We start from the raw sequence: 20,454 nt of genomic DNA on the forward strand, positions 1-20,454 counted from the left end.
GGATGGCGGCGGGAAGCGATGGAATTGAAGGGCGGCAAATGGCGCAAAAACCTGTATTGCACCGGGACGATCCGGAGGCCGAGCCGCTGGTTGGAAACATCAAGGTGACCCGCAATGACTGGCTGAATGTGGCGATGGACGTGCTGATCTCGGACGGGGTGGAGCAGGTGAAGGTTCTGGCGCTGGCTGAGCGGATGCAGGTGTCGCGCTCTTCTTTCTACTGGTACTTCAAATCCCGCCAGGACCTGCTCGATGCGCTTTTGAAGACCTGGGAGCAGACCAACACCGCCGGCATGGTGCGTCAGGCCGAGGCGCCGGCCAAGACCATCACCGGCGCGGTTCTGAACGTGTTTCACTGCATCACCAACCCCAACTTGTTTAACACCGCGTTGGACTTTGCGGTGCGGGACTGGTCGCGCCGTTCCGGCAAGGTGCGCAGCCTGCTGGACCGCTCCGACAGCCGCCGGGTCGAGGCGCTGAAAGGTATGTTCCGGCGCTACGGCTACCCGGAGCGTGAGGCGATGACCCGGGCCAAGGTGCTTTATTATATGCAGCTGGGCTATGACATGGCCGACCCGAATGAGAGCCATGCCCACCGTCTGGAAGTAACGCCGGAATACCTCAAGGTCTTCACCGGGCGTGAACCGCTGCCCGAAGAGATGGACGCCTTTACCGAATTCACCAAACTGCACTGGGACGTCTGAGCCTAGAGACTGGCGAGCAGTTCCTCAGTATTGGCCCGCACTTCCCGCGCTGCCTCCATTCGCACCGGACCGTAGCCGCGGATCTCCATCGGCGTCTGCAAGATCTTCAGGCAGGCGTTGTGGATTTTCGCGCTGTACTGGTCTGCCACGGTGTCCAATGTCGTCTCAAACCACGCCAGCAAACTCCGGTGCAGCCGGGCTTCTTCGTGGTAGCCAAAGGGGTTGAAGGCAGAGCCGCGCAGGCCCTTTCCTTTTGCCAGCAGGTTCATCGCAGGCCGCAACCAGGCGCCAAAGGCCCGTTTGGCGGGACGCCCCCGCGCATCTTTTTTCCAGTTCAAAAGCGGCGGTGCGAGGTGGTATTTGACGCTGAAGTCCCCCTCGAACTCATCCTGCAGCTGGTGCCGGAAAGCTTCGCTGGTCAGCAAGCGCGCGACCTCGAACTCGTCCTTATAGGCCATCAGTTTGAACAGTGACTTCGCGGCAGCCCGGGTCAGCTCTTCCCGGGCAACATCCGGCAGCGTTTCCCGGAAGCGCTTTAGAGCGGAGGTATAGCGGCCGGCATAGGCCATGTTTTGATAGCCGGTGAGGAAAGTGGCGCGCCGTTCGATCAGGGCGTCCAGAGTTTCTTCTCTTTCCGACTTCTCCTCGTAGTGGCCCGCAACCAGATGCGGATCCGCGGCCATCGCCCTGCCTATAGCAAAGGCGAGGCGGTTCTTTTCTACCGCGACCCCGTTTAGCTCGATCGCCTGGTCCAATGCGCCAGCGCTGACCGGCACCAGCCCCTTTTGCCAGGCAAAGCCCAGCATCATCACATTGGCCAGCACCGCGTCGCCCAGCATCTTTTCAGCGGCTTCATTGGCATTGAACCCCGCAAGGTTTTGCGGCCCTACAGCCTGGGCAATTGTTTGCTCCCGTACGCCTGCCATCAAATCGGCATCGCGGCGCAGTACCAGGTCGCCGGTAGGCATTTCGGCCCGGTTCAGCACCACTTTGGTGCCGTGGCGGTAGTGCACCGAGGCTTTGGGTGCCGAGCTCACCACGACATCGCAGCCGATGACAGCATCGGCGCCGCCCTGACCGATGCGCACCTGGTTCAGGGTGTCCGGATCCTTGGACAGGCGGATATAGCTCAGCACTGTGCCGAATTTCTGGGCGAAGCCAGTGAAGTCCAGCACGCTGGCGCCCTTGCCCTCCAGATGTGCGGCCATGGTGATCAGCGCCCCAACGGTGACCACGCCGGTGCCGCCGACCCCGGTGACCAGCAGGTCGAACGGCTCAGTGAGAGATGGCAGTTCGGGGGCAGGCAGCTTGGCGGTCAGCTGGGCAGCATCCACCCCGGCGGGTTGTTTCTTGCGCCGGGTTGCGCCTTCGACAGTGACAAAGCTGGGACAAAAGCCGTTCAGGCAGGAGAAGTCCTTGTTGCAGCTGGACAGGTTGATCTTACGCTTGCGGCCAAAGGGTGTTTCTTTCGGCTCGACGCTCAGGCAGTTGCTTTCCACTGAGCAGTCGCCGCAGCCTTCGCAGACCAGATCATTGATGAAGGCAAAGCGCTTGGGGTCTTCTATCTTGCCGCGCTTGCGGCGGCGGCGTTTTTCGGTGGCGCAGGTCTGCTCGTAGATCAGCACGGTAACACCGGGGATTTCACGCAACTCCCGCTGCACGGTGTCCAGTTCGGCGCGGTTGTGGAAAGTCGTTCCGCGCGGAAAATCGCCATAAATGAACTTGCCGATGTCGTCCGAGACCAGGGCGATCCGCTCCACCCCCTCGGCGCGGCAGGTCTGGGCGATTCCATGCACCGAAACCGGCCCGTCCACCGGCTGCCCGCCGGTCATCGCAACGGCATCGTTATAGAGGATCTTGTAGGTTATGTTGGTGCCGGCCGCGACCGCCTGGCGGATCGCCAAGGAGCCCGAGTGGTACCAGGTGCCTTCGCCGAGGTTCTGGAACACATGCTTGTTTCCGTTGAACTGCGAGGCCACCGTCCAGGGCACTCCTTCGCCGCCCATCTGCGCATAGCCTGCGGTTTCGCGGTCCATCCAGCTGGCCATCACATGGCAGCCGATGCCGGAGAACGCCTTAGACCCCTCTGGCAGCTTGGTCGAGGAATTATGCGGGCAGCCGGAGCAGAAATAGGGGGTTCGGGTGGCGCCGGGCACGTTCAGCACCTTCGGCGGTTCGGCGGATAGGGCGGCGGCCTTGGCGGGCAGATTTTCCTCCGGGAAGAACTTGTCCAGCCGCGCCGCCACGATGGGGGCCAGCAGCAGCGGGCTCAGCTCTCCGGTCCAGGGGATCAGCGGCTTGCCCTGGCTGTCGTATTTTCCAACCATCTTTTCCGGCTTGCTGCCGGGCCAGTCATAGAAGTTCTCCTTGAATTGACTTTCGATGATGCCGCGCTTCTCCTCGACAACCAGCACCTCCTGCTTGCCCTTCACGAATTTCAGCGCATCTGTCCGGTCCAGTGGCCAGACCATGCCGACCTTGTAGATGTCGATCCCCAAGCGGCGGCAGGCGGCCTCATCCAGCCCCAGCAGCCGCAGCGCCTCCATCAGGTCCAGATGGCCCTTGCCGGTAGAGACAAAGCCAAAGCGCGCCTCCTTAATGTCATAGATCCGGCGGTCTATCGGATTGGCCTCGGCAAAGGCGCGCACCGCGTCCAGCTTGGCATGGATGCGGGTCTCGATTTCGGGCGAGGGCAGATCGGCCCGGCGGATATGCAGCCCGCCGGGATAGTCCGGCAGCTCCGGGTAGATGAATTTGCGGTCCGGGCGCAGCTCAACCGAGCGCGCGCTTTCCACGGTCTCCGACACCGCCTTGAACCCCACCCAGGTGCCTGAGAAGCGTGACAGGGCAAAGCCGTATTCGCCGAAGGTCAGGTACTCCGACACATCCGCCGGATTCAGCACCGGCATGAACCAGGCCAGGAATGCTGCGTCGGACTGATGCGGCATCGAAGAGCTGACGCAGCCGTGGTCATCGCCCGCCACCACCAGCACGCCGCCCTTTTCCGAAGACCCATAGGCGTTGCCATGCTTCAGCGCGTCGCCGGAACGGTCCACTCCGGGCCCCTTGCCGTACCACATGGAAAACACGCCCTCGACTTCGCAATGCGGATCCAGCACCGCCTGCTGAGCGCCCAAGACCGCGGTGGCGCCAAGGTCTTCGTTGACGGCGGGCATGAATTTGACCCGGTTCGCCTGCATCCGATCCTTGGCGCGCCAGAATTCCAGATCGACGCCCCCCAGCGGCGAGCCGCGGTAGCCGGAGACAAAGCCTGCGGTATTCAGCCCGCCCTCCCGGTCGCGCCGGGCCTGGTCCAGCATGATCCGGGCCAAGGCCTGGGTGCCGGTCAGGAACACCCGGCCCTTGGTCATGTCGTAGCGGTCGTCGAGCTTGTAGCTGCGAAAGTCGTGGCTCAGCTTGGTCATCGCGGGGGAGTCCTTGCGCGCAAATCCATGTTTGCCGGAAGAATAATCCTCAAAGCCTGAAAAGATTTGCCACTGTTGCTGGTTTTGCGGAGATTTATGGTTAGGTTGACCGCAATGACACCGAATTCTGAAAGCCTGGACCGAAGTCATGAAGATCGACGACCGCGACCGCCGCATACTGACCCTGCTGCAGGAGGATTCCCGTATCTCGAATGCCGATCTGGCCGAGGCTGTGGGCATGTCCGCCTCTGCTCTATGGCGCCGGGTGCGGGCGCTGGAGGAGGCGGGTATCATCGAACGTTACGGGGCGGTGGTGAATGCGCCTGCGATGGGGCTGGGGTTCCAGGCATTGGTGCATGTGCATCTGACCCGCCACGACCCGGACAAGCTGGTGGAGTTCATCCGCGCGGTGGAGACCAGCCCTCTGGTGCAGGAATGCTACGCAACCACTGGCCAGGCCGATTACCACCTGCGGGTGCTGGCACCTGACCTGGAAGCCTATAACCGGTTCCTGGAGGATTTCCTGTTCCGTCTGCCGGCCGTGGCCAGTGCTCAGACCAATGTGGTGCTGCGCACGATCAAACGGGACAGGCCCGTTGTTCCCTAAACGCTGCGTCTGCCGGGTTGCGGCGGGGAGTTTATGGTCAAAGAAGAAGGGAGCGGAACCTCTGTGCTTCTTCTTTGCTGAAAATACTCCGGGGCTCTGGGGCCGGCCCCCAGCCGCCGCCTCACATAGCGGCGTATTTGACCCAGGCCCAGGCCATGGCGAGATAGGTGAGCTGGTGCAGCGCCTGGTCGGAGCCCATCGCCTGCCAGAACCGGGCTTGCTGCGGGTTCAGCTGTTTCACTTCGGAATAGCGCGCCTTGCCGAAGTCGATGTGGAAATGGACGATCCATTCCAGCACCGCCAGCACCAGGATGAACATCACCGGCGCACCGAACAAGGCAAACACGATGGCCGAGCCGATAACATGCACGCCGGCATGCTGGGCGCGTCCCATATGCACATAAGCGCAGCGGCCGGACAGCATTTTCGGCGTTTGCAGAAAGAAGTCGGCAAACAGATGCTTGATCTGCAGGGCGCAGAGCAGCAGCAGGACGGAACCGACATATTCAGGCAAACCGTATGACCTCCAGCAAGTGTACTTCGCTGGAACCTTACGGATTTTTCGCCGCCTGGCAAATGCCGTGCCGGCAGGGTGCCGCAACGGGACTGGGAGGGACCGGGCGGGGCAGGGCAGGTTTCTGCCCATTGCCTGTCCAGGGCAAACCGCGCTACCCATGAGGCAGCCCATATCCGAAGCAGCTATTTATGGAGCCTTCCCATCGAACGCTCTTTGTTCCGTTTCATCTGGAAATACTCAAAACGCGACCAGTTGGTGCTGCTGCTGGTCACGGCCTGCCTTTTCCCGCTGCTCTATCTGACGCTGGAGCTGCCCAAGCGGATCATCAATGATGCGATTGGCTCGGAGACCTCCACCATCGCGGTGCTGGGGCAGAGTTTCGATCAGCTGACCTTCCTGTGGATTCTCTGCGGCGGTTTCCTGTTGTCGGTGCTGTGCCACGGCCTGCTGAAGATGCGCATCAATACCATGAAGGGCGTGCTGGCCGAGCGCATGCTGCGCCGGTTCCGCTATCAGCTGATTGCCCGGGTGCTGCGCTTTCCGCAGCCCTATTTCGAGCGCGTCAGCCAGGGTGAACTGGTGTCGATGGTCACCTCCGAGTCGGAACCGATGGGCGGGCTGATGGGGGATGCGGTCAGCCAGCCGGTGCTACAGGCGGGGCAAATGCTGACAATCCTGTTCTTCCTGTTTCTGCAAAGCGTCTGGTTCGGGCTTGCAGCAATTGCCCTGATCCCGCTGCAAGGCTGGCTGATTCCCAAGCTGCAGCGCCAGATCAACCTCTTGAACAAGAAGCGCATCAAACAGGTGCGGGCGCTGGCAACCGAGATCGGCGAAAGCGCGGCGGGGGCCTCGACGCTCAGGATCAATGGCGGCTGGCGCTACCGGATGGCGGTGATCACCGACCGGCTGGGGCGGCTCTATGACATCCGCTTCGAGATCTATCAGAAAAAGTTCTTCATGAAGTTTCTCAACAACTTCATCACCCAGCTGACACCGTTCTTCTTCTATGCAGTCGGCGGCTTCCTGGTGCTGCAGGGCAAGGTCTCTCTGGGGGCGCTGGTGGCGGCATTGGCGGCCTACAAGGACCTGGCGTCGCCCTGGAAGGAATTGCTGGCCTATTACAACCAGACCCAGGACATGTCCCTGCGCTGGGAGGTGATCCTGGAACGGTTTGCGCCGCAGGGCATGGTGGACGAATCTCTGATGCGGGGTGCGCCCGCGGAGCTGGGACGGCTCAAGGGCGACGTGGTGCTGAATTCGGTCAATGTGCGCGATACCGACGGCAACCTGGTGCTGGAAGACCTCAGCGCAACCTTCCCTGCCGGTCAGGTGATCGGCATCGCGGCGCCGTCGGAGGAAGACAGGCGGGCCCTGGCGGAGCTGCTGACCCGGGAAATCCTGCCGGCGGCAGGCACGGTGACGGTGGCAGAGCAGAACCTCAGCGGACTGCATCAGGCCACAGTTGCAGCGCGGATCGGCTATGCCACGTCGCGGCCGGTGCTGTTTCAGGGTTCCTTTGGCGACAATGTGATGATGCCGATGCGGCTGCGCCCGATTGGCGAACCGCAGGACAGGCAGAAGCTGGAGATTGCCAAGAAAGCAGGCAACAGCCCGGACCCCTTCGATGTGCCTTGGCTTGACCCGCAACTTGCAGGGTTCACCAGCGAGGCGGAACTGCGGGGCTGGTGGCTGAAACTGGTCGAGGGGATCGGCTCGGATACGGCCCTGTTCCGCCGCGGCATTGAGCAGGTTTTTGATGCTCCGGCCCATGCGGAACTGGCGCAGCAGCTTGTTGAGCTGCGTCCGGCGGTGCGGCAGGCGCTGCAGGATGCCGGACTGGACGCCCATGTGCATTTCCTGGAGGCCGAAAGCTATAACCCGGCGCTGCCGGTGGCGGAAAACCTGCTGTTCGCGGCCTCGCAAGAGGCCATGACGGGCGAGGTGCTGCACGGCCATGCCGACTTCCTCGACCAGCTCAAGCAGCTGGGACTGGATGAAGGCCTGGTGGCCCTGACCCGCGACGTGGTCGAGATGCTGCGTCAGATCTTTGGCATGGATGGCACCGGCCATCCGCTGTTCCGCAAGCTTGGCTTGGACATCGAAGCCTATGAAGCGGCGCTTGCACTTGTCGATAAACCGGGTGAAACCGATCCGGCAGCCTTGAGCCGCGAAGAGCTGGCACGGCTGCTGATCGTGCCCTTCACCATTTCCGCCGAGCAGATCGGCCCGGCCTTTGAAGACGGCATGAAGGAGCGCATCCTTGGCTTCCGCCGCAGCCACGGGCAGAGCTTGCGCAAGGCGCTGGGCGCAGGATTTGTGCCTTTCTCCGGTGATCGTTTCGCGCCCAGCCTGACGGTTCTGGAAAACGCCTTGTTCGGCAAGATCTCGGATGCCTCAGGCGCCAAGGGCGACGAGGTGCGCAAGCTGGTGTCCGAGCTGATGGTGCAGGCAGGCCTGCGCGATCAGGTGGTGGAGCTGATTTTTGACATGCCGATTGCAGTTGGCGGTCAGGGGCTGGCGGCCAGTTTTGCCGAACCGCTGGCATTCTGCCGCGCAACTATCAAGCGGCCGGATGTTCTGGTCCTCGATTCCGCGATGGCAAGCTATGATCTGGAAACGCGGGTGGCGGTGCATAAGAACCTGCGCAAGCTGCTGCCGGAGACCACGCTTGTCTATCTGGCGCCTGCTTTCCAAAGCCCGGATGTGTTTGACGCCTATTTTGAACTGCGCCAGGGACGGCTGGTCAGCGACGAGGCTCAGGCCGCGGCGGCAGGGGACGGGGCGGCCAGCCAGGATCTGGCGCGCAAGCTGCGGGCGCTTGAACAGACCGAACTATTCTCTGGCCTCAATCGCCGCCAGCTGCGTCTCCTGGCCTTTGGTGCGCGCTGGTATGACGCCAAGGCGGGCGAGGTGGTGTTCCTCAAGGACGATGAGGCCACTGACGGTGCCTATATGATCCTGGAGGGCGAGGCTGGCCTGTATCTGCCGCAGGACGGTGCCGAGGACCGGCTGATTGCCACGGTGGGGCCCGGACGGCTGGTGGGCGAGCTGGGGCTGATCCGCCATGAGCCGCGGGCGCTGAGCATGATTGCGGCCACGGATCTGAATTGCCTGCGTATTGGCGAGGAGGAGTTCCTTGCGGTGGTCGAAAATGACGCCTCGACTGCCTTCAAACTGCTGCAGGTGGTGGCGGGCTACGTTTCCAACTGAGTGGATAATCAAGAACAGGAAAATGAGACATGAAACTGCTGCGATACCGCGCGGAAGGAGAGGTGCGGCCGGGCTTGCTGGACGCGGGCGGCCGGATCCGGGACTTGTCGGTGCATGTGCCGGATATCACCGGCGCGGTGCTGGATGACGGAACGCTGGCGCGGCTGGCGGAACTGGATGCCGGGGCGCTGCCGCTGGTGGACGGGCCTGCCGATCTGGCGCCCTGTGTGGGACAGGCAGGAAAGTTCCTCGGCATCGGTCTCAACTACACTGACCACGCCGAAGAGATGGGTCTTGCCCTGCCAGAACATCCGATTCTGTTCCTGAAGGCCACCTCTTCGATGAGCGGTGCCAATGACGACGTGATCCTGCCGCGCGGCTCTGTTGCCGCCGATTGGGAAGTGGAGCTGGGGGTGGTGATCGGCACGGCTGCGAAATACGTCAGCGAGGCGGAGGCGCTGAGCCATGTGGCGGGCTATTGCGTGATCAACGATATCTCCGAGCGTGATTACCAAACCAAGCTTGCCGGGCAATGGACCAAGGGCAAAAGCTGCGACACCTTCGGTCCCATCGGCCCCTGGCTGGTGACCCGCGACGAGGTGGCGGACCCGCAAGACCTGTGGCTCACCTGCGATGTGAACGGCGAGCGGCGGCAAAGCGGCCGCACTGGCACCATGGTGTTCACAGTGGCGCAGATCATCTCGCATCTGAGCCAGCTGATGACGCTGCATCCGGGCGACGTGATTGCCACCGGCACCCCGCCGGGCGTCGGCATGGGGGTCAAGCCGGAGCCGGTCTACCTGAGGCCGGGCGATGAAATGCGGCTGGAGATCGAAGGCTTGGGTGTGCAGACACAGACTGTGCGGGCAGACAGTTAGACGGCGGGGGCTCCCGCCCGTTCCGGCGCATTCACAGAATGCACCGGCCCAGTTGGGTGTGGCGCTGCGCTTCCGCGCAGCGCGGGACGTCACGGCAAATGGCGGTAGACCAGATCGCCGGGATCCTGGCGGGCGGCTTGAGGGTCGGGCACGGCGCCCAGCCGTTCCGCCAGCCGCTGCGACCGGGTGTTCCCCAGGGTGATATAGCTGACCAGGGTTGCGAAACCTGCCGTGCCGAATGCCCAGTCGCGCAGCGCAAGGGCCGCCTCCTGGGCGTAGCCTTGGCCTTCGGCTTCAGGATAGACCAGCCAGCCCAGCTCCCGCTCGGGAAACAGCGGGCCTGCGTTGATGCCGACCTGGCCCAGGCACCGCCCGGTCCGGCGGCATTCCAGCATCAGCTCGCCGTGGCCAAACAGCTGCCATTGGGCCAAGTCATGGCAGAACAGGCCCCAGGCCCCGGGCAAGGAAAAAGGGCCGCCCATGTAACGCGACCGCTCCGACTGCATCATGTCCCGGTACTGTTCCCAATCCGCCGCTGCTTGCGGACGCAGCAGCAGCCGTTTGGTCTCGATCGTGGGCGGTGAGCGCATGCGGGCTTTCCTGCTGGTGCTTTCGGATCCAGGCTCAGCTGCCGCAGAATTGCTTGTAAAGCAGCGCGATGATCTCTTCGGTATTGCGGTCCTTAAGCGAGTAGTAGATCGTCTTCCCTTCCCGCCTGGTGGCGACCAGCCCGTCCTCCCGCAGCCGCGCCAGCATCTGGCTCACCGCCGCCTGGCGCATGTTCAAGAGCGCCTCCAGCTCCCCCACCGACCGTTCCCCGGCACAGAGGTGGCAAAGGATCATCAGCCGCCCTTCATGTGCGAGTGTTTTCAGGAAGGCGGCGGCCGCAGCGGCGCGTTCCTGCATGTCCTGGGGCGTCTCCGGCGGGATGGGGGCGCGGGTTTGTGAGGGCAATTTGCGGCGTCCTGGCTTGTCTTCTGCCGCATATTGCAGCTTTCGCTGCGTCAAGTCACCCCGGAGTTGCAGCATCACTCCACGATGGGCGGCGAGCCACCGGCAAAAGCATTCCCGCCCGCATAGTTGCAGGGGGCCTCTTGCATGTTGAGGTGCAGGTCGCTGCCCGTGAACGGATGGGCACGTGCGAGATCCTCGTCCACGTCGATGCCGAGACCGGGTGTCCCGGGCGGGGTGACAAAACCGTTTTCGACCCGGATCGTGCCTTTGATCAGCTGGTCATGAAACGGGGTCTCGATGGTCTCCAGCAGCAGAATGTTGGGAATCGAAGCCGCCAGATGAATGTTTGCAGCCCATTCCACCGGCCCGGCGTAAAGATGCGGTGCCATCTGCGCGTTGAAGACCTCTGCGATGGCGGCGACCTTTTTCATCTCCCAGATGCCCCCGGCACGTCCCAAGGCGGGCTGCAGGATCTCGGCAGAGCCCGCACGCAGTACGGCGGCGAATTCGGATTTAGTGGTCATCCGCTCGCCGGTGGCCACGGGGATGCGCACGTTGCGGGCGACGCGGGCCATGTCTTCGATATTGTCGGGCGGCGTGGGTTCCTCGAACCAGAGCGGTGCATAGGGCTCCAGGGCCTGGCCCAGGCGGATGGCTCCGGCTGTGCTGAACTGGCCGTGGGTGCCGAACAGCAGGTCGGCCTTGCCGCCCACCGCCTCGCGGATTGCTTTGCAAAAAGCCACGGACAGGGAAATATCGGACATGGCGGGCATGTGGCCGCCGCGCAGCGTATAGGGACCGGCCGGGTCGAATTTCAGCGCTGTGTAGCCTTCCTCGACTCGTTTTTGCGCCGCCTCGGCCGCCATTTCGGGCGAAGTCCAGAAATCCATGATGTCCTGATGCGGCAGCGGGTAGAGGTAAGTGTAGGCGCGGATGCGATCATTCATCCGGCCACCAATCAGTGCATGCACCGGACGGCCGCGGTCCTTGCCGAGGATGTCCCAGCAGGCAATCTCGAGCCCGGAAAACGCGCCCATCACCGTCAAGTCGGGGCGCTGGGTAAAGCCCGAGGAATAGGCGCGGCGGAACATCAGTTCGATGTTCTCCGGGTTTTCGCCCGCCATGTGCCGCTCAAACACATCGCGGATCACATGGGTCATCGCCTCTGGACCGACCGAGGAGGCATAGCATTCGCCCCAGCCGGTGATGCCGGTGTTGGTGGTCACTTTCACCAGGATCCAGTAACGCCCGCCCCAGCCGGGGGGCGGGGGCGCGGTGACGATGACGTCAAGGTCTTGCAGCTTCATGGCTTACCCCTCCATCGCCTCGGCAAAGGCGGTCAGTTCGCGCTCGATCTCTTCGATGGCGGCCTGGCTGCTGAAGAAAGTGAGGTCGGGCTCTGCGTCTCCGTTCATGAAGACTGCGATCTCCAGCGCGGCGGGTGCCCCGCCAAATCCGCCGTCGATCTTCCAGCGGCGGCTGGCGTCCCGGGCCATGCCGGGCACCTCATCGGCAATGGAGGCCGCAAAATTGGCGGGCAGGCCGAAACGCGGATTATTGGCCAGCCGCGTCAGGAAAGGGCCGACCTCGATGCTGGCAAAACTCATCGAGGTTTCCGAGGTGATCGGCTGCGCCTTGGGCGCTTCGGGTTTGAACAGGTCGGTCAGGAATTTCAGCATGTCCTGCGCTCCGCTAGGATAGAGTCAGCGGAACACAATCACATTGCGTTTGGCACTGCCAGTCTTGGTGTCGGCAATCGCCTCGTTGATCTGCTCCAGCGGCCAGCGGCCCGAGATCAGCTCATCCAGCTTCAAGCGGCCCTGGCGGTAGAGATCCACCATCCACGGGATATCGCGCTGGATCACCACATCGCCCATCTTGGAGCCAATGAGCCCCTGGCCGACAGCCGCCAGTACTACCGGTTCATAGCTCGCCTTGGCGCCGGAATGCGGCATGCCGATCAGCACCGCTTTGCCGCCGCGGGCCAGGTAGCGGGGGGCCTGGTCGTAGGCGGGGATGGCACCGACGGTGACCAGCACTGCATCCGCGCCGCGTCCGCCAAGCGCCTTATAGGCCGCCTTCCAGGGCTTTTCCTCGGTGGCGAGCACACCATGGGTGGCGCCGAACTCCTTGGCGATCTCCAGTTTTTCCGGGCTTATGTCCACCGCGACAATGCGGCGGGCGCCGGCGATGCGGGCGCCCTGGATGGCGTTGAGGCCAACCCCTCCAGCTCCGATAACCACCACGTCCTGGCCCGCGCGCAATTGCGCCGCGTTCACCACCGCGCCGACGCCGGTGATCACCCCGCAGGAGACCAATGCAGCCGCGTCCTTGGCCATGTCCGAAGGGATCTTCACGATCTGGCGCTGGTCCACCACGACCTTTTCGGCAAAGGCACCGCAGGCCATGGCCTGGTCCAATGGCTGGCCGTCAACGGTCATCAACGGCCCGTTCACAGTGTCATGAGGTGTTTCGCAGATGGTGGGCTTGCCGCCCGCGCAGGAGGGGCAGGTGCCGCAACTGCGGATCAGGGTGACCACGACGGAATTGCCCTCGGCAAAGCCCAGAACACCGTCGCCAATGCCGGTAATTACCCCGGCCGCCTCATGCCCGTAGACCGCTGGCAGATGGCCGCCCCAGGCGCCTTCGGCATAGGAGATGTCGCTGTGGCAGATGGCAACCGCGTCCAAAGTCACCTCAACCTCACCCATGCCGGGCGCGGCCAGCTGCACCTCCTCGATCACCAGCGGAGTGCCGAATTCGTGGCAGACGGCGGCTTTGATGGTTTGCATGATCTCTCTCCCCGTTTTCCAGCAGCGTGGCGTGGAGGCAGGACCGTATCAAGCCGGTATGCGGCAGCGGCAGGGCGGTTTTACGCTACGGGAGATTTGCTGCGCAGAAACACCGCACAGCCTATGGCCATCAGCAGCAGTGCCAGCAGGAACGGCGCGCCGGGCAGGTAGACAGGCGCGCCCTCTGCGGTGAACCGGGCAAACACCGCCGTCATCATCAGCGGCGACAGAATCATCGCCAGCGCGTTGACGGCGGTCAGCACCCCTTGCAGCTCCCCCTGCTGATTGTCCTCCACTGCCTGCGCCATCATTCCCTGCAGCGCAGGCTGCACCACGGCTCCCAATGCCGAGACCGGGATCAGCATCATCGCCAGCACTCCGCTAGAGATGAAGGCCAGAATGCCAAAGGCGATGAAGTCGAAGACCTGACCCCAGACCACCGTGCGCCGTTCGCCAAACCAGACCACCGTGTAGCGCAGCAGCCAGCCCTGCACCAAAGCCATGGAGATGCCGTAGATCGCCAGTGAAAGGCCGATCACCTGCGGCTGCCAGTCGAAGCGTTCCAGCGTGAAATATGACCAGACAGCCGGGTAAACATAGATCGCCACAGAATAGAGGAAATAGACCCACAACAGCGCCTTGATACCCGGAATGCGGCCGACCGCGCGGAAGGCCCCAAAAGGGTTGGCACGGCGCCACTCGAACGGACGCCGGTTCTTCTCGCGAACGGTTTCGCCCATCACAAACCAGCCAAGGGCAAAATTCAGCAGCACAAGCACCGCCGCGGCATAAAAGGGTGCCCGCGTGCCCAGCTCTCCCAGCAGCCCGCCCATCAGCGGCCCCAGAACAAAGCCCGCGCCAAAGGCCGCACCCAAGAGGCCGAAGTTTGCGGCTTTCTTCTCCGGCGGCGAGATGTCGGCGATATAGGCGCCGGCGGTGGAATGGGTGGCGGCGGTGATGCCGCCTAGCACGCGGCCCAGAAGCAGCAGCCACATGGTGCCCGCCACCGCCATGATCAGATAATCCAGCGCCATCACAAAAAGTGACACTAGCAAAACCGGCCTGCGTCCCACCGCGTCGGACAGGCTGCCCAGGACCGGGCTGAACAAAAACTGCATCACCGCAAACACAGTGCTGAGAATGCCGCCCCAGACTGCTGCCTGGGCCAGTGAGCCGCCCTGCACCTCGGTTATCAGGCCTGGCATTACCGGCATGATGAGGCCAATGCCCATGGCATCAATCATCACAGTCGCCAGCACAAAGATCAGCGACAGCCGGTTAAAGCGGCCGGCCCCGGAACTTCCTCTCTGGTTTGCGGATGCCCCGGGCAAGCCGTTTCCCTTCAGCGGTTCTTATTCGCGCCCGAGTTCTTCTGTCTTTCTTGCAAACTGCAAGGCTTCCCACGGGGCACGCCCCATCTGCTGCGCCGGGTCAAACAGAGCTGCCGTGTCCAGTTCCGGGTAGTCCCGGTTCACAAGCTCCTGGAGGGGAGTTCGCGCAGCCCCGGCCTCCCGGCACAGAGCTTTCACCGCCGCCTGCGCATCCGGCCGCGGCATCTGTGCGGCGAGGGCAAAGCTCAACGCCTCAGCATGGATCATGCCGAGCCCGCAGGATAGTGCCGCCGCCATGGTTTCCGCGTCCGGCTCAAGCCCAAAGCAAAGCGCCTTGCCCGTTCGGGCCGAACTTGCCGCACCCAGAACGATTTGCGGCAGGCACATCCACTCAGTGAACCAGGCGGCACCGTCGCGCTGGTGCTGTTGGATCGCGGCACTTTGCAGCACAGCAAACAAGCCACTGCCCTGCCGCGCCAGCGCCGCCAGCACAGAGGGTGAAACCGGGTTCCGTTTCTGCGGCATGGTGGAGGAGGCTCCCGCTCCGCCCAGCGAAATTTCCTGAATGCCGGTCTGAACCAGAGCGGTGCAGTCTTCGCCGATCTTGCCAAAGGCCAGCGTCACCCGCATCAGCCAGTCCGCAAGCCGCAAGACGGGCGTGCGGTCCGTGTGCCAGCTGCACCCTGGATCCTGCAGTGCCAGGCCCTTGGCCATGGCAGCGCGGACTTCTGCAGCCTTGGCCCCCAATGCGGAGGACGTGCCTGCTGCACCAGACAGCGAAACCATGAGGCAGGATTGCCGCAAGGCAGGCAGCTCTTCCAGCAGGTTCAGCAACGGTGTGCCCCAGCCCGCCATCACCGCGCCAAAGCTGGTGGGAGTGGCATGCTGGCCATAGGTGCGGGCGGGCATCGGCAGTTCTGCATGTGTCTTGGCCAGTTTGCCAAGCGCCTGCACCGCTGCTTTCACATCCGCCTCCACCAGCGCCAGCGCCTGCCGCAGCCGCAGCATCAGCGCGCTGTCCATGATGTCCTGCGAAGTGGCGCCCCAATGCACAAACTGTGCATGTTCCGGCGCCTTCATCTCCTCGCAGAACGCCGCGACTAATCCTGGCACTGGCACGCCGTTTTGCGCCGCAGGCCGCTTCAGCACGCCCGGGTCGACAGCGATTTCCACCACCGCACGGCCAATGGCGACCGCGCTCTCCTGCGGAATTATCCCCGCCTCGCCCTGTGCCTTGGCCAAGGCGCCTTCCACCAGCAGCATGGCACGCACCTCGGCGCTGTCGGAAAACAGACGGCTGGCCTCGCCGCTGTTGAAAAGATCGCCATACACCTGGCTGTCAAAGACGGAACCCGCCATCAGAAGTCCTTTTCAATGTGCCCGATCAGCTCTGCAAGACCTTCGGGTCCGGCAAAGAAGGGCGAATGGGATGTGTTCATGCTGTGCACCCGCCGCGGCGGAAGGGAGGCTGCCATCTGTGCCTGGTATTCCGGCGGGATCACCCGGTCATCGGTGCAGCGGATATAAGCTTTGGGAACGCTGGCGAACCGTTCCGACAGGCGGATCGGCGTGTCCTGCGGCGGAATTGGCTGCTCGCAGAGGTTTTTCATGGCAAAGCGCACGGCCTCTGCCGGGCAGTCATGGTAAAACAGTTCCGGCGCGGTCTCCGGCAGCAGGCGGTAGCCGGTGCTTGCCGCATTTTTCCGGGTGGCGCCAGCCAATGTCTGCCGCGGCCCGGCCTTGCGCATATCAATCAAGGACATGCCGTTAACCGGCAGATAGGCGCACAGGTAGATCAGCCCGCGCATTCTGCCGGGATCAGCTTCGGCCGCTGCCGAGATCGGGAAGCCGCCCCAGGAGTGCCCCAGGACAATGGTTTCGGGAGTGGAGGCCACCAGAACTGCTGCGGCAGTCTCTTCCAGCGTCACGCTTGCAGGGTCGCGCCCATCGTTGTGCCCTGGCAATGTGGCGGTGCGGGCGGCATGGCCATGTGCCTCCAGCGCGGGAAGCACGTCGCGCCAGCACCAGGCCCCGTGGCAGGAGCCGTGGACCAGAAGGATCTCAGCCAATGTGCCCGGTCTCCCGCAAGAAGGCAGTCAGATGCTGCGCAAATTCATCCGGCTGTTCGACGCAGGGAATATGGCCTGCGCGTCGTATCAGCTGGAACCGGCTGCCGGGGATCAGCTCCACCGTCTCGCGCACCAGGTCGGGCGGAGTGGAGCCGTCTTCGCTGCCGGCAATACCCAGGCAGGGCAGCCGCAAACCGCTTGTCGGCGTGTAAAAATCGGTGCCGGCAATCGCTGCACAGCAGCCGGCATAGCCGTCGCGGGACTGTTGCACCAGCATCTCCCGCCAGTGCTGCAGCTCCGGCGTGGCACGGAACCGCTTGGGGAACCAGCGCTCCATCACCGCATCCGCCAGCGTTTCGATGCCGCAGTCCTGCACTGTCTGGACCCGCTCTTGCCACATCTGCGCTGTGCCGATCTTGGCCGCGGTGTTCGACAGTACCAGCGCCCGGATCTGATCCAGCCGCTTCACCGCCAGCCCCTGCGCAATCATGCCGCCGATTGACAGCCCCACGAAGACGCTGTCGCGCACATCAAGCAGGTCCAGCAGCCGCTCAGCGTCCCGCACCAGCGCCCCCATGGAATAGGGGGCAGGCGGGCAGGAGGACAGCCCGTGCCCGCGCTTGTCATAGCGAATGATGCGCAGGCCTGCCGGCAGCCGTTCCACCACTGCGTCCCAGACGCTCAAATCGGTGCCCAAAGAGTTTGCAAAAACAAGCGGCGCGCCGTCCGGATCCCCGTCGATGCGGTAGTGAAGCTGGACATCGCCCAGGTCTGCGGTCTGCATGGAAAGCCCCGTGATTGTTCCGCCGCAGTCTACCTGCGCCAGGGCAGAGAGGTAAACCAGCCGCCAGCCGCAGGCGGAGGAATTTTCTTGAGAAAGAAAATTGGCCGGAAAAATTGCATTTTTCCGGCGCGCCTCAGCCGCGCAGCGCCATATGGGCCATGATCTGTCCGTGATCGGAAGCCAGCTTGTTGTAGGGCGCCTCAGGATGGCTGCCGTCAGTCAGGTGATCGTTGAAGACGCTGTAGTACAGCATCTCCCCAACCGCGCCTTCCCAGGCCGGGTCGAAATGGCGCGACATGTAAATCTGGTCGATGCTTTCATGCACGCCGCCAAAGGCGGTGGTGTAGACCACATCGCGCAGGGACTTCTTCAGGAACATCTTTTCGGCCGAGCGCAGCCGCACCCGGTCGATCGCCTCGCGGATCTGCGTGTCTTCCGCCTCGCTGTAGCGGTCGCCCGGGTGCTGGGCATCATGGCGCAGCATCCAGGCGTAGTTCTTGAACGGTGTTTCGCCCGAGATGATTTCGCTGCTGACCGCATGTTCGCCGTCATTGAAATCGCCCATCACCATCACCGGGCGGCCCTGCTCCAGCTCGTCGAGCACCGCGCGCCGCAGCACCCAGGCTTCGCCCATCCGCCTGAGCGCAGCCCGCAAGGCCCCCATTGCCCGGCCCGCTGCGTCATAGGCGGTCATCACGGTTTCAGGCGGGTAAGATGCGCCCTGCGGCTTGATGAACTCGCCCAGTTTGGACTTCAGATGGCAGTTGAAGATGGTAATTACCTGATCCCCAACCGGCACCCGCACCTTGAGGACCGGGCGCGACAGGCGCCGCAGGGTATAAAAGCCGGCATCCTCTTCCTCTCCCAGGCACGCCATCGGGATGTCCAAGGGCTGTTCCAGATCCTGGATCACCTCCGGCTCGCCTTCAAACCCGAACCGCGAGAGCACTGCCAGCCCGGGCCGCCGCTTGCCCGGCTCGCCGGTGTCGTTGAGGTTCGGGGCAAAGGCCATCTCGGCCTCGGCATAGGATCCATAGGCGAGTTTCTGGAAAATCGCCTTGCGGTGATAGCGTTTGGAAGGGTCCGGGATGCTGGCCTCATTGGCCTCCGCCCCGCGCCGGTCGGCCTCGGCGATCACCTGGCGCAGCGGCGCCTCCTCGAAGATTTCCTGAAAGCCGACGATATCCGCGTTCAGCGTCAGCAGCTGGTCGGCCATCCAATCGGCCTTCCAAGCGTATTCCTCGGGCGTGTAGCTTTGGAACCGGTAATACTCCCGCTCCGGCCCGATCAGATTCTTCACGTTGAACGAGGCGATGGTGAAACGTGTCATGACGTGTCCCCCTGAGTGGCGCACGGCAAATCGTGCGCTCAGGGTTCAAGCATAGCGCGAGAGTGCCTCCCGGAACAGCTCTGCATCCACATTGCCGCCAGTGGCGACCGCAATCACCGCATCGCCCTTGATCTGGTCCGCATGGAACAGCGCCGCTGCCAGCGAGGCCGCGCCGCCGGGTTCCAGCACAATCTTGAGCCGCAGGAAGGCCAGCCCCATAGCCTGCAACGCCTCATCCTCGGTAATCACGATGCCCTGCCCGCACAGGCGCTTGAGGATGGGAAAGGTGATCTCGCCCGGCTGCGGCGTCAGGATGGCGTCGCAGATGGAGCCGGACTGGCTGGAGTTCTGCTGCACCTCTCCAGTTTCCAGCGACCGGGTCACATCATCGAACCCCTGCGGCTCCACCGGGCGCACCCGCAAGCCCGGCGCGCGGGCCTCCAGCGCCAGTGCAATGCCCGAGGACAGCCCGCCGCCACCGCAGTTCACCAGCACATCTGCCTGTGTGGCGCCCGCGGCGCCGGCCTGTTCCGCGATCTCCAACCCGCAGGTGCCCTGGCCGGCGATGACCAGGGGCTCATCATAGGGTTTTATCAGAGTCAGCCCGCGTTCCTCCGCATACTGAGCGCCAACCGCTTCACGGCTTTCCCCGCCGGCGCGGTCATAAAGCACCACTTCGGCGCCCAAGTCGCGGGTGTTCTGGATCTTCAATTGCGGCGCGTCGGCTGGCATCACGATTACCGCAGGCGCACCATGCGCCTTGGCTGCCGCAGCCACACCCTGGGCATGGTTGCCGCTGGAATAGGCGATGACACCGCGCTGGCGGTGGTCTTCCTGCAACGCAGAGACCGCCGACCAGCCGCCGCGGAACTTGAAAGACCCGGTATGCTGCAGGCATTCCGCCTTCACGAACAGGCGGCGTCCGGCAATCTCGTCCAGAAACGGCGAGGACAGCAGCGGCGTTATCCGTGCATGGCCCTTGAGCCGCTCTGCGGCCGCTTCGATCATGGCAATCGAGGTCATTGGATCTGCTCCAGTACGGAATGGATGAGGGCAAGTGCCTCTGGCTCGTCCAGAAACGGCACATGTCCGCGGTCGGCAATCTCCGCGGTCTGAGCTCCGGGCAAGCGGCGCTGCATGTCCAGGAAGGTTTCCTGGCTCAGAAGATCCGAGTTTGCACCGCGGATCACGCCGCAGGGCAGGCCGCTCAAGGCCAGAAACAGCGGCCACAGGTCCGGCGCCGGGCCCGCCTCGGCCTGGGCCAGAAGTGCGTCACGCAAGTGCGGATCATAGTTCAGGGACAGGCCCTCTGCCTCCTGACTGTAAAACGTCTGAACCTCTTCCAGCCAGCGCGCCATCGGTACATCCGGGAAGGCCGGGGACATCACAGCATTCAAAGTCTCCGCGGCCTGTGCATAGGTTTTCGCAGCCTGCCGGCGGCCCACATACTCCATGATGCGAGTGATGCCGCCTGCAGCGATTTCCGGACCGATGTCGTTCAGGATCACTGCGGACAGCCGGTGCTTGGACGTGGCGGCCAGCGTCATCGCCACCAGCCCGCCGCGGGATGTGCCGAGGATGGCGGCTTGATCCAGGCCCAGATGGTCCAGCAGCTCCAGCACATCCTGCGCCTCGCGCATCACATTGTAGTTCATGAACCCAGGGTCATGGTCCGACTGACCGCGCCCCCGGGCATCCAGTGTGATCATCCGGTACCGTGCGGCATGCGGGGCAAAGTAGCGGAAATCCCGGCTGTCCCGCGTGAGGCCGGCCAGGCACAACAGCGGCAGACCCTCGCCGCGGTCCGCATAGAACAGGTTCAACCCGTCAGAGGTTTGAAAGAATGGCATTGG

18 protein-coding genes are annotated in these 20,454 nt (G+C 63.4%); 4 read left to right on the top strand and 14 right to left on the bottom strand.

Annotated elements, in window-relative coordinates:
* Positions 1-38 precede the first annotated feature (38 nt).
* The gene (locus ACXAEH_RS18625; RefSeq protein ID WP_475034877.1) at positions 39-704 is read left to right on the top strand and encodes a TetR/AcrR family transcriptional regulator; all 666 of its coding nucleotides are present in this window, start codon (positions 39-41) and stop codon (positions 702-704) included.
* A gap of 2 nt (positions 705-706) precedes the next feature.
* Here the strand turns inward: ACXAEH_RS18625 and ACXAEH_RS18630 are convergent, their stop codons facing one another.
* Positions 707-4,129 carry an indolepyruvate ferredoxin oxidoreductase family protein gene (locus tag ACXAEH_RS18630; protein WP_475034879.1) on the bottom strand — a complete coding sequence of 1,141 codons (3,423 nt, stop codon included), beginning with the start codon at positions 4,127-4,129 and terminating at the stop codon, positions 707-709.
* Positions 4,130-4,277: 148 nt separating this feature from the next.
* Here ACXAEH_RS18630 and ACXAEH_RS18635 point away from each other — a divergent pair, with 148 nt between their 5' ends.
* Positions 4,278-4,736 carry an Lrp/AsnC family transcriptional regulator gene (locus ACXAEH_RS18635; protein WP_475034880.1) on the top strand — a complete coding sequence of 153 codons (459 nt, stop codon included), beginning with the start codon at positions 4,278-4,280 and terminating at the stop codon, positions 4,734-4,736.
* A gap of 121 nt (positions 4,737-4,857) precedes the next feature.
* On the opposite strand, the gene ACXAEH_RS18640 is transcribed toward ACXAEH_RS18635, so the two are convergent.
* A complete protein-coding gene (locus tag ACXAEH_RS18640) occupies positions 4,858-5,250 on the bottom strand; it encodes a DUF3307 domain-containing protein (protein ID WP_475034881.1) in 393 nt (130 codons plus the stop codon).
* Between the two features lie 216 nt (positions 5,251-5,466).
* On the opposite strand from ACXAEH_RS18640, the gene ACXAEH_RS18645 reads away from it, so the two are divergent.
* Both ACXAEH_RS18645 and ACXAEH_RS18650 read left to right on the top strand, forming a co-directional pair.
* A complete protein-coding gene (locus ACXAEH_RS18645) occupies positions 5,467-8,463 on the top strand; it encodes an ABC transporter transmembrane domain-containing protein (RefSeq protein ID WP_475034883.1) in 2,997 nt (998 codons plus the stop codon).
* Positions 8,464-8,492: 29 nt separating this feature from the next.
* Positions 8,493-9,341 (top strand): fumarylacetoacetate hydrolase family protein, encoded by an 849-nt coding sequence (locus ACXAEH_RS18650; RefSeq protein WP_475034884.1) that lies wholly within the window; start codon positions 8,493-8,495, stop codon positions 9,339-9,341.
* An 89-nt stretch (positions 9,342-9,430) separates the two neighbouring features.
* On the opposite strand, the gene ACXAEH_RS18655 is transcribed toward ACXAEH_RS18650, so the two are convergent.
* The 12 genes from ACXAEH_RS18655 to ACXAEH_RS18710 all read right to left on the bottom strand — a co-directional run bounded on the left by ACXAEH_RS18655 (position 9,431) and on the right by ACXAEH_RS18710 (position 20,451).
* Positions 9,431-9,931, bottom strand: a complete 501-nt coding sequence (locus ACXAEH_RS18655) for a GNAT family N-acetyltransferase (RefSeq protein ID WP_475034886.1) — start codon at positions 9,929-9,931, stop codon at positions 9,431-9,433.
* A gap of 34 nt (positions 9,932-9,965) precedes the next feature.
* Entirely contained in the window at positions 9,966-10,247 is a 282-nt protein-coding gene (locus tag ACXAEH_RS18660) for an ArsR/SmtB family transcription factor (protein ID WP_475035625.1), read from the bottom strand.
* 122 nt (positions 10,248-10,369) lie between these two features.
* Positions 10,370-11,602: a mandelate racemase/muconate lactonizing enzyme family protein gene (locus ACXAEH_RS18665; RefSeq protein WP_475034887.1), complete on the bottom strand. Its 1,233-nt coding sequence runs from the start codon at positions 11,600-11,602 to the stop codon at positions 10,370-10,372.
* A gap of 3 nt (positions 11,603-11,605) precedes the next feature.
* Positions 11,606-11,974, bottom strand: coding sequence for a hypothetical protein (locus ACXAEH_RS18670; protein WP_475034888.1), 369 nt, complete (start codon positions 11,972-11,974; stop codon positions 11,606-11,608).
* A 24-nt stretch (positions 11,975-11,998) separates the two neighbouring features.
* Positions 11,999-13,087, bottom strand: coding sequence for a Zn-dependent alcohol dehydrogenase (locus ACXAEH_RS18675; protein WP_475034889.1), 1,089 nt, complete (start codon positions 13,085-13,087; stop codon positions 11,999-12,001).
* A gap of 80 nt (positions 13,088-13,167) precedes the next feature.
* On the bottom strand, positions 13,168-14,331 hold the full coding sequence (locus tag ACXAEH_RS18680) for a TCR/Tet family MFS transporter (RefSeq protein ID WP_475035627.1): 1,164 nt from the start codon (positions 14,329-14,331) through the stop codon (positions 13,168-13,170).
* A gap of 108 nt (positions 14,332-14,439) precedes the next feature.
* Entirely contained in the window at positions 14,440-15,777 is a 1,338-nt protein-coding gene (locus tag ACXAEH_RS18685; RefSeq protein ID WP_475034891.1) for a class-II fumarase/aspartase family protein, read from the bottom strand.
* A complete protein-coding gene (locus tag ACXAEH_RS18690; RefSeq protein ID WP_475034892.1) occupies positions 15,777-16,487 on the bottom strand; it encodes an alpha/beta fold hydrolase in 711 nt (236 codons plus the stop codon). The genes ACXAEH_RS18685 and ACXAEH_RS18690 overlap by 1 nt, the downstream gene beginning before the upstream one ends.
* Entirely contained in the window at positions 16,480-17,271 is a 792-nt protein-coding gene (gene pcaD / locus ACXAEH_RS18695; protein ID WP_475034893.1) for a 3-oxoadipate enol-lactonase, read from the bottom strand. Before pcaD ends, ACXAEH_RS18690 begins: the two co-directional genes overlap by 8 nt.
* A gap of 133 nt (positions 17,272-17,404) precedes the next feature.
* Positions 17,405-18,601, bottom strand: coding sequence for an endonuclease/exonuclease/phosphatase family protein (locus tag ACXAEH_RS18700; protein ID WP_475034895.1), 1,197 nt, complete (start codon positions 18,599-18,601; stop codon positions 17,405-17,407).
* Positions 18,602-18,646: 45 nt separating this feature from the next.
* Positions 18,647-19,624, bottom strand: a complete 978-nt coding sequence (locus ACXAEH_RS18705) for a threonine ammonia-lyase (protein ID WP_475034896.1) — start codon at positions 19,622-19,624, stop codon at positions 18,647-18,649.
* The gene (locus ACXAEH_RS18710; RefSeq protein ID WP_475034897.1) at positions 19,621-20,451 is read right to left on the bottom strand and encodes an alpha/beta fold hydrolase; all 831 of its coding nucleotides are present in this window, start codon (positions 20,449-20,451) and stop codon (positions 19,621-19,623) included. The genes ACXAEH_RS18705 and ACXAEH_RS18710 overlap by 4 nt, the downstream gene beginning before the upstream one ends.
* Between the last annotated feature and the right edge of the window lie 3 nt (positions 20,452-20,454).

The sequence above is a fragment of the Leisingera sp. ABM4_060 genome (genome assembly GCF_056158765.1).

Coding starts and splice junctions, on each gene's coding strand:
- ACXAEH_RS18685 (WP_475034891.1), bottom strand. CDS start 15,777: ATGGCGGGTTCCGTCTTTGACAGCCAGGTGTATGGCGATCTTTTCAAC.
- ACXAEH_RS18650 (WP_475034884.1), top strand. CDS start 8,493: ATGAAACTGCTGCGATACCGCGCGGAAGGAGAGGTGCGGCCGGGCTTG.
- ACXAEH_RS18670 (WP_475034888.1), bottom strand. CDS start 11,974: ATGCTGAAATTCCTGACCGACCTGTTCAAACCCGAAGCGCCCAAGGCG.
- ACXAEH_RS18680 (WP_475035627.1), bottom strand. CDS start 14,331: ATGATTGATGCCATGGGCATTGGCCTCATCATGCCGGTAATGCCAGGC.
- ACXAEH_RS18635 (WP_475034880.1), top strand. CDS start 4,278: ATGAAGATCGACGACCGCGACCGCCGCATACTGACCCTGCTGCAGGAG.
- ACXAEH_RS18655 (WP_475034886.1), bottom strand. CDS start 9,931: ATGCGCTCACCGCCCACGATCGAGACCAAACGGCTGCTGCTGCGTCCG.
- ACXAEH_RS18630 (WP_475034879.1), bottom strand. CDS start 4,129: ATGACCAAGCTGAGCCACGACTTTCGCAGCTACAAGCTCGACGACCGC.
- ACXAEH_RS18665 (WP_475034887.1), bottom strand. CDS start 11,602: ATGAAGCTGCAAGACCTTGACGTCATCGTCACCGCGCCCCCGCCCCCC.
- ACXAEH_RS18705 (WP_475034896.1), bottom strand. CDS start 19,624: ATGACCTCGATTGCCATGATCGAAGCGGCCGCAGAGCGGCTCAAGGGC.
- ACXAEH_RS18660 (WP_475035625.1), bottom strand. CDS start 10,247: ATGCAGGAACGCGCCGCTGCGGCCGCCGCCTTCCTGAAAACACTCGCA.
- ACXAEH_RS18625 (WP_475034877.1), top strand. CDS start 39: ATGGCGCAAAAACCTGTATTGCACCGGGACGATCCGGAGGCCGAGCCG.
- ACXAEH_RS18710 (WP_475034897.1), bottom strand. CDS start 20,451: ATGCCATTCTTTCAAACCTCTGACGGGTTGAACCTGTTCTATGCGGAC.
- ACXAEH_RS18675 (WP_475034889.1), bottom strand. CDS start 13,087: ATGCAAACCATCAAAGCCGCCGTCTGCCACGAATTCGGCACTCCGCTG.
- ACXAEH_RS18700 (WP_475034895.1), bottom strand. CDS start 18,601: ATGACACGTTTCACCATCGCCTCGTTCAACGTGAAGAATCTGATCGGG.
- pcaD (WP_475034893.1), bottom strand. CDS start 17,271: ATGCAGACCGCAGACCTGGGCGATGTCCAGCTTCACTACCGCATCGAC.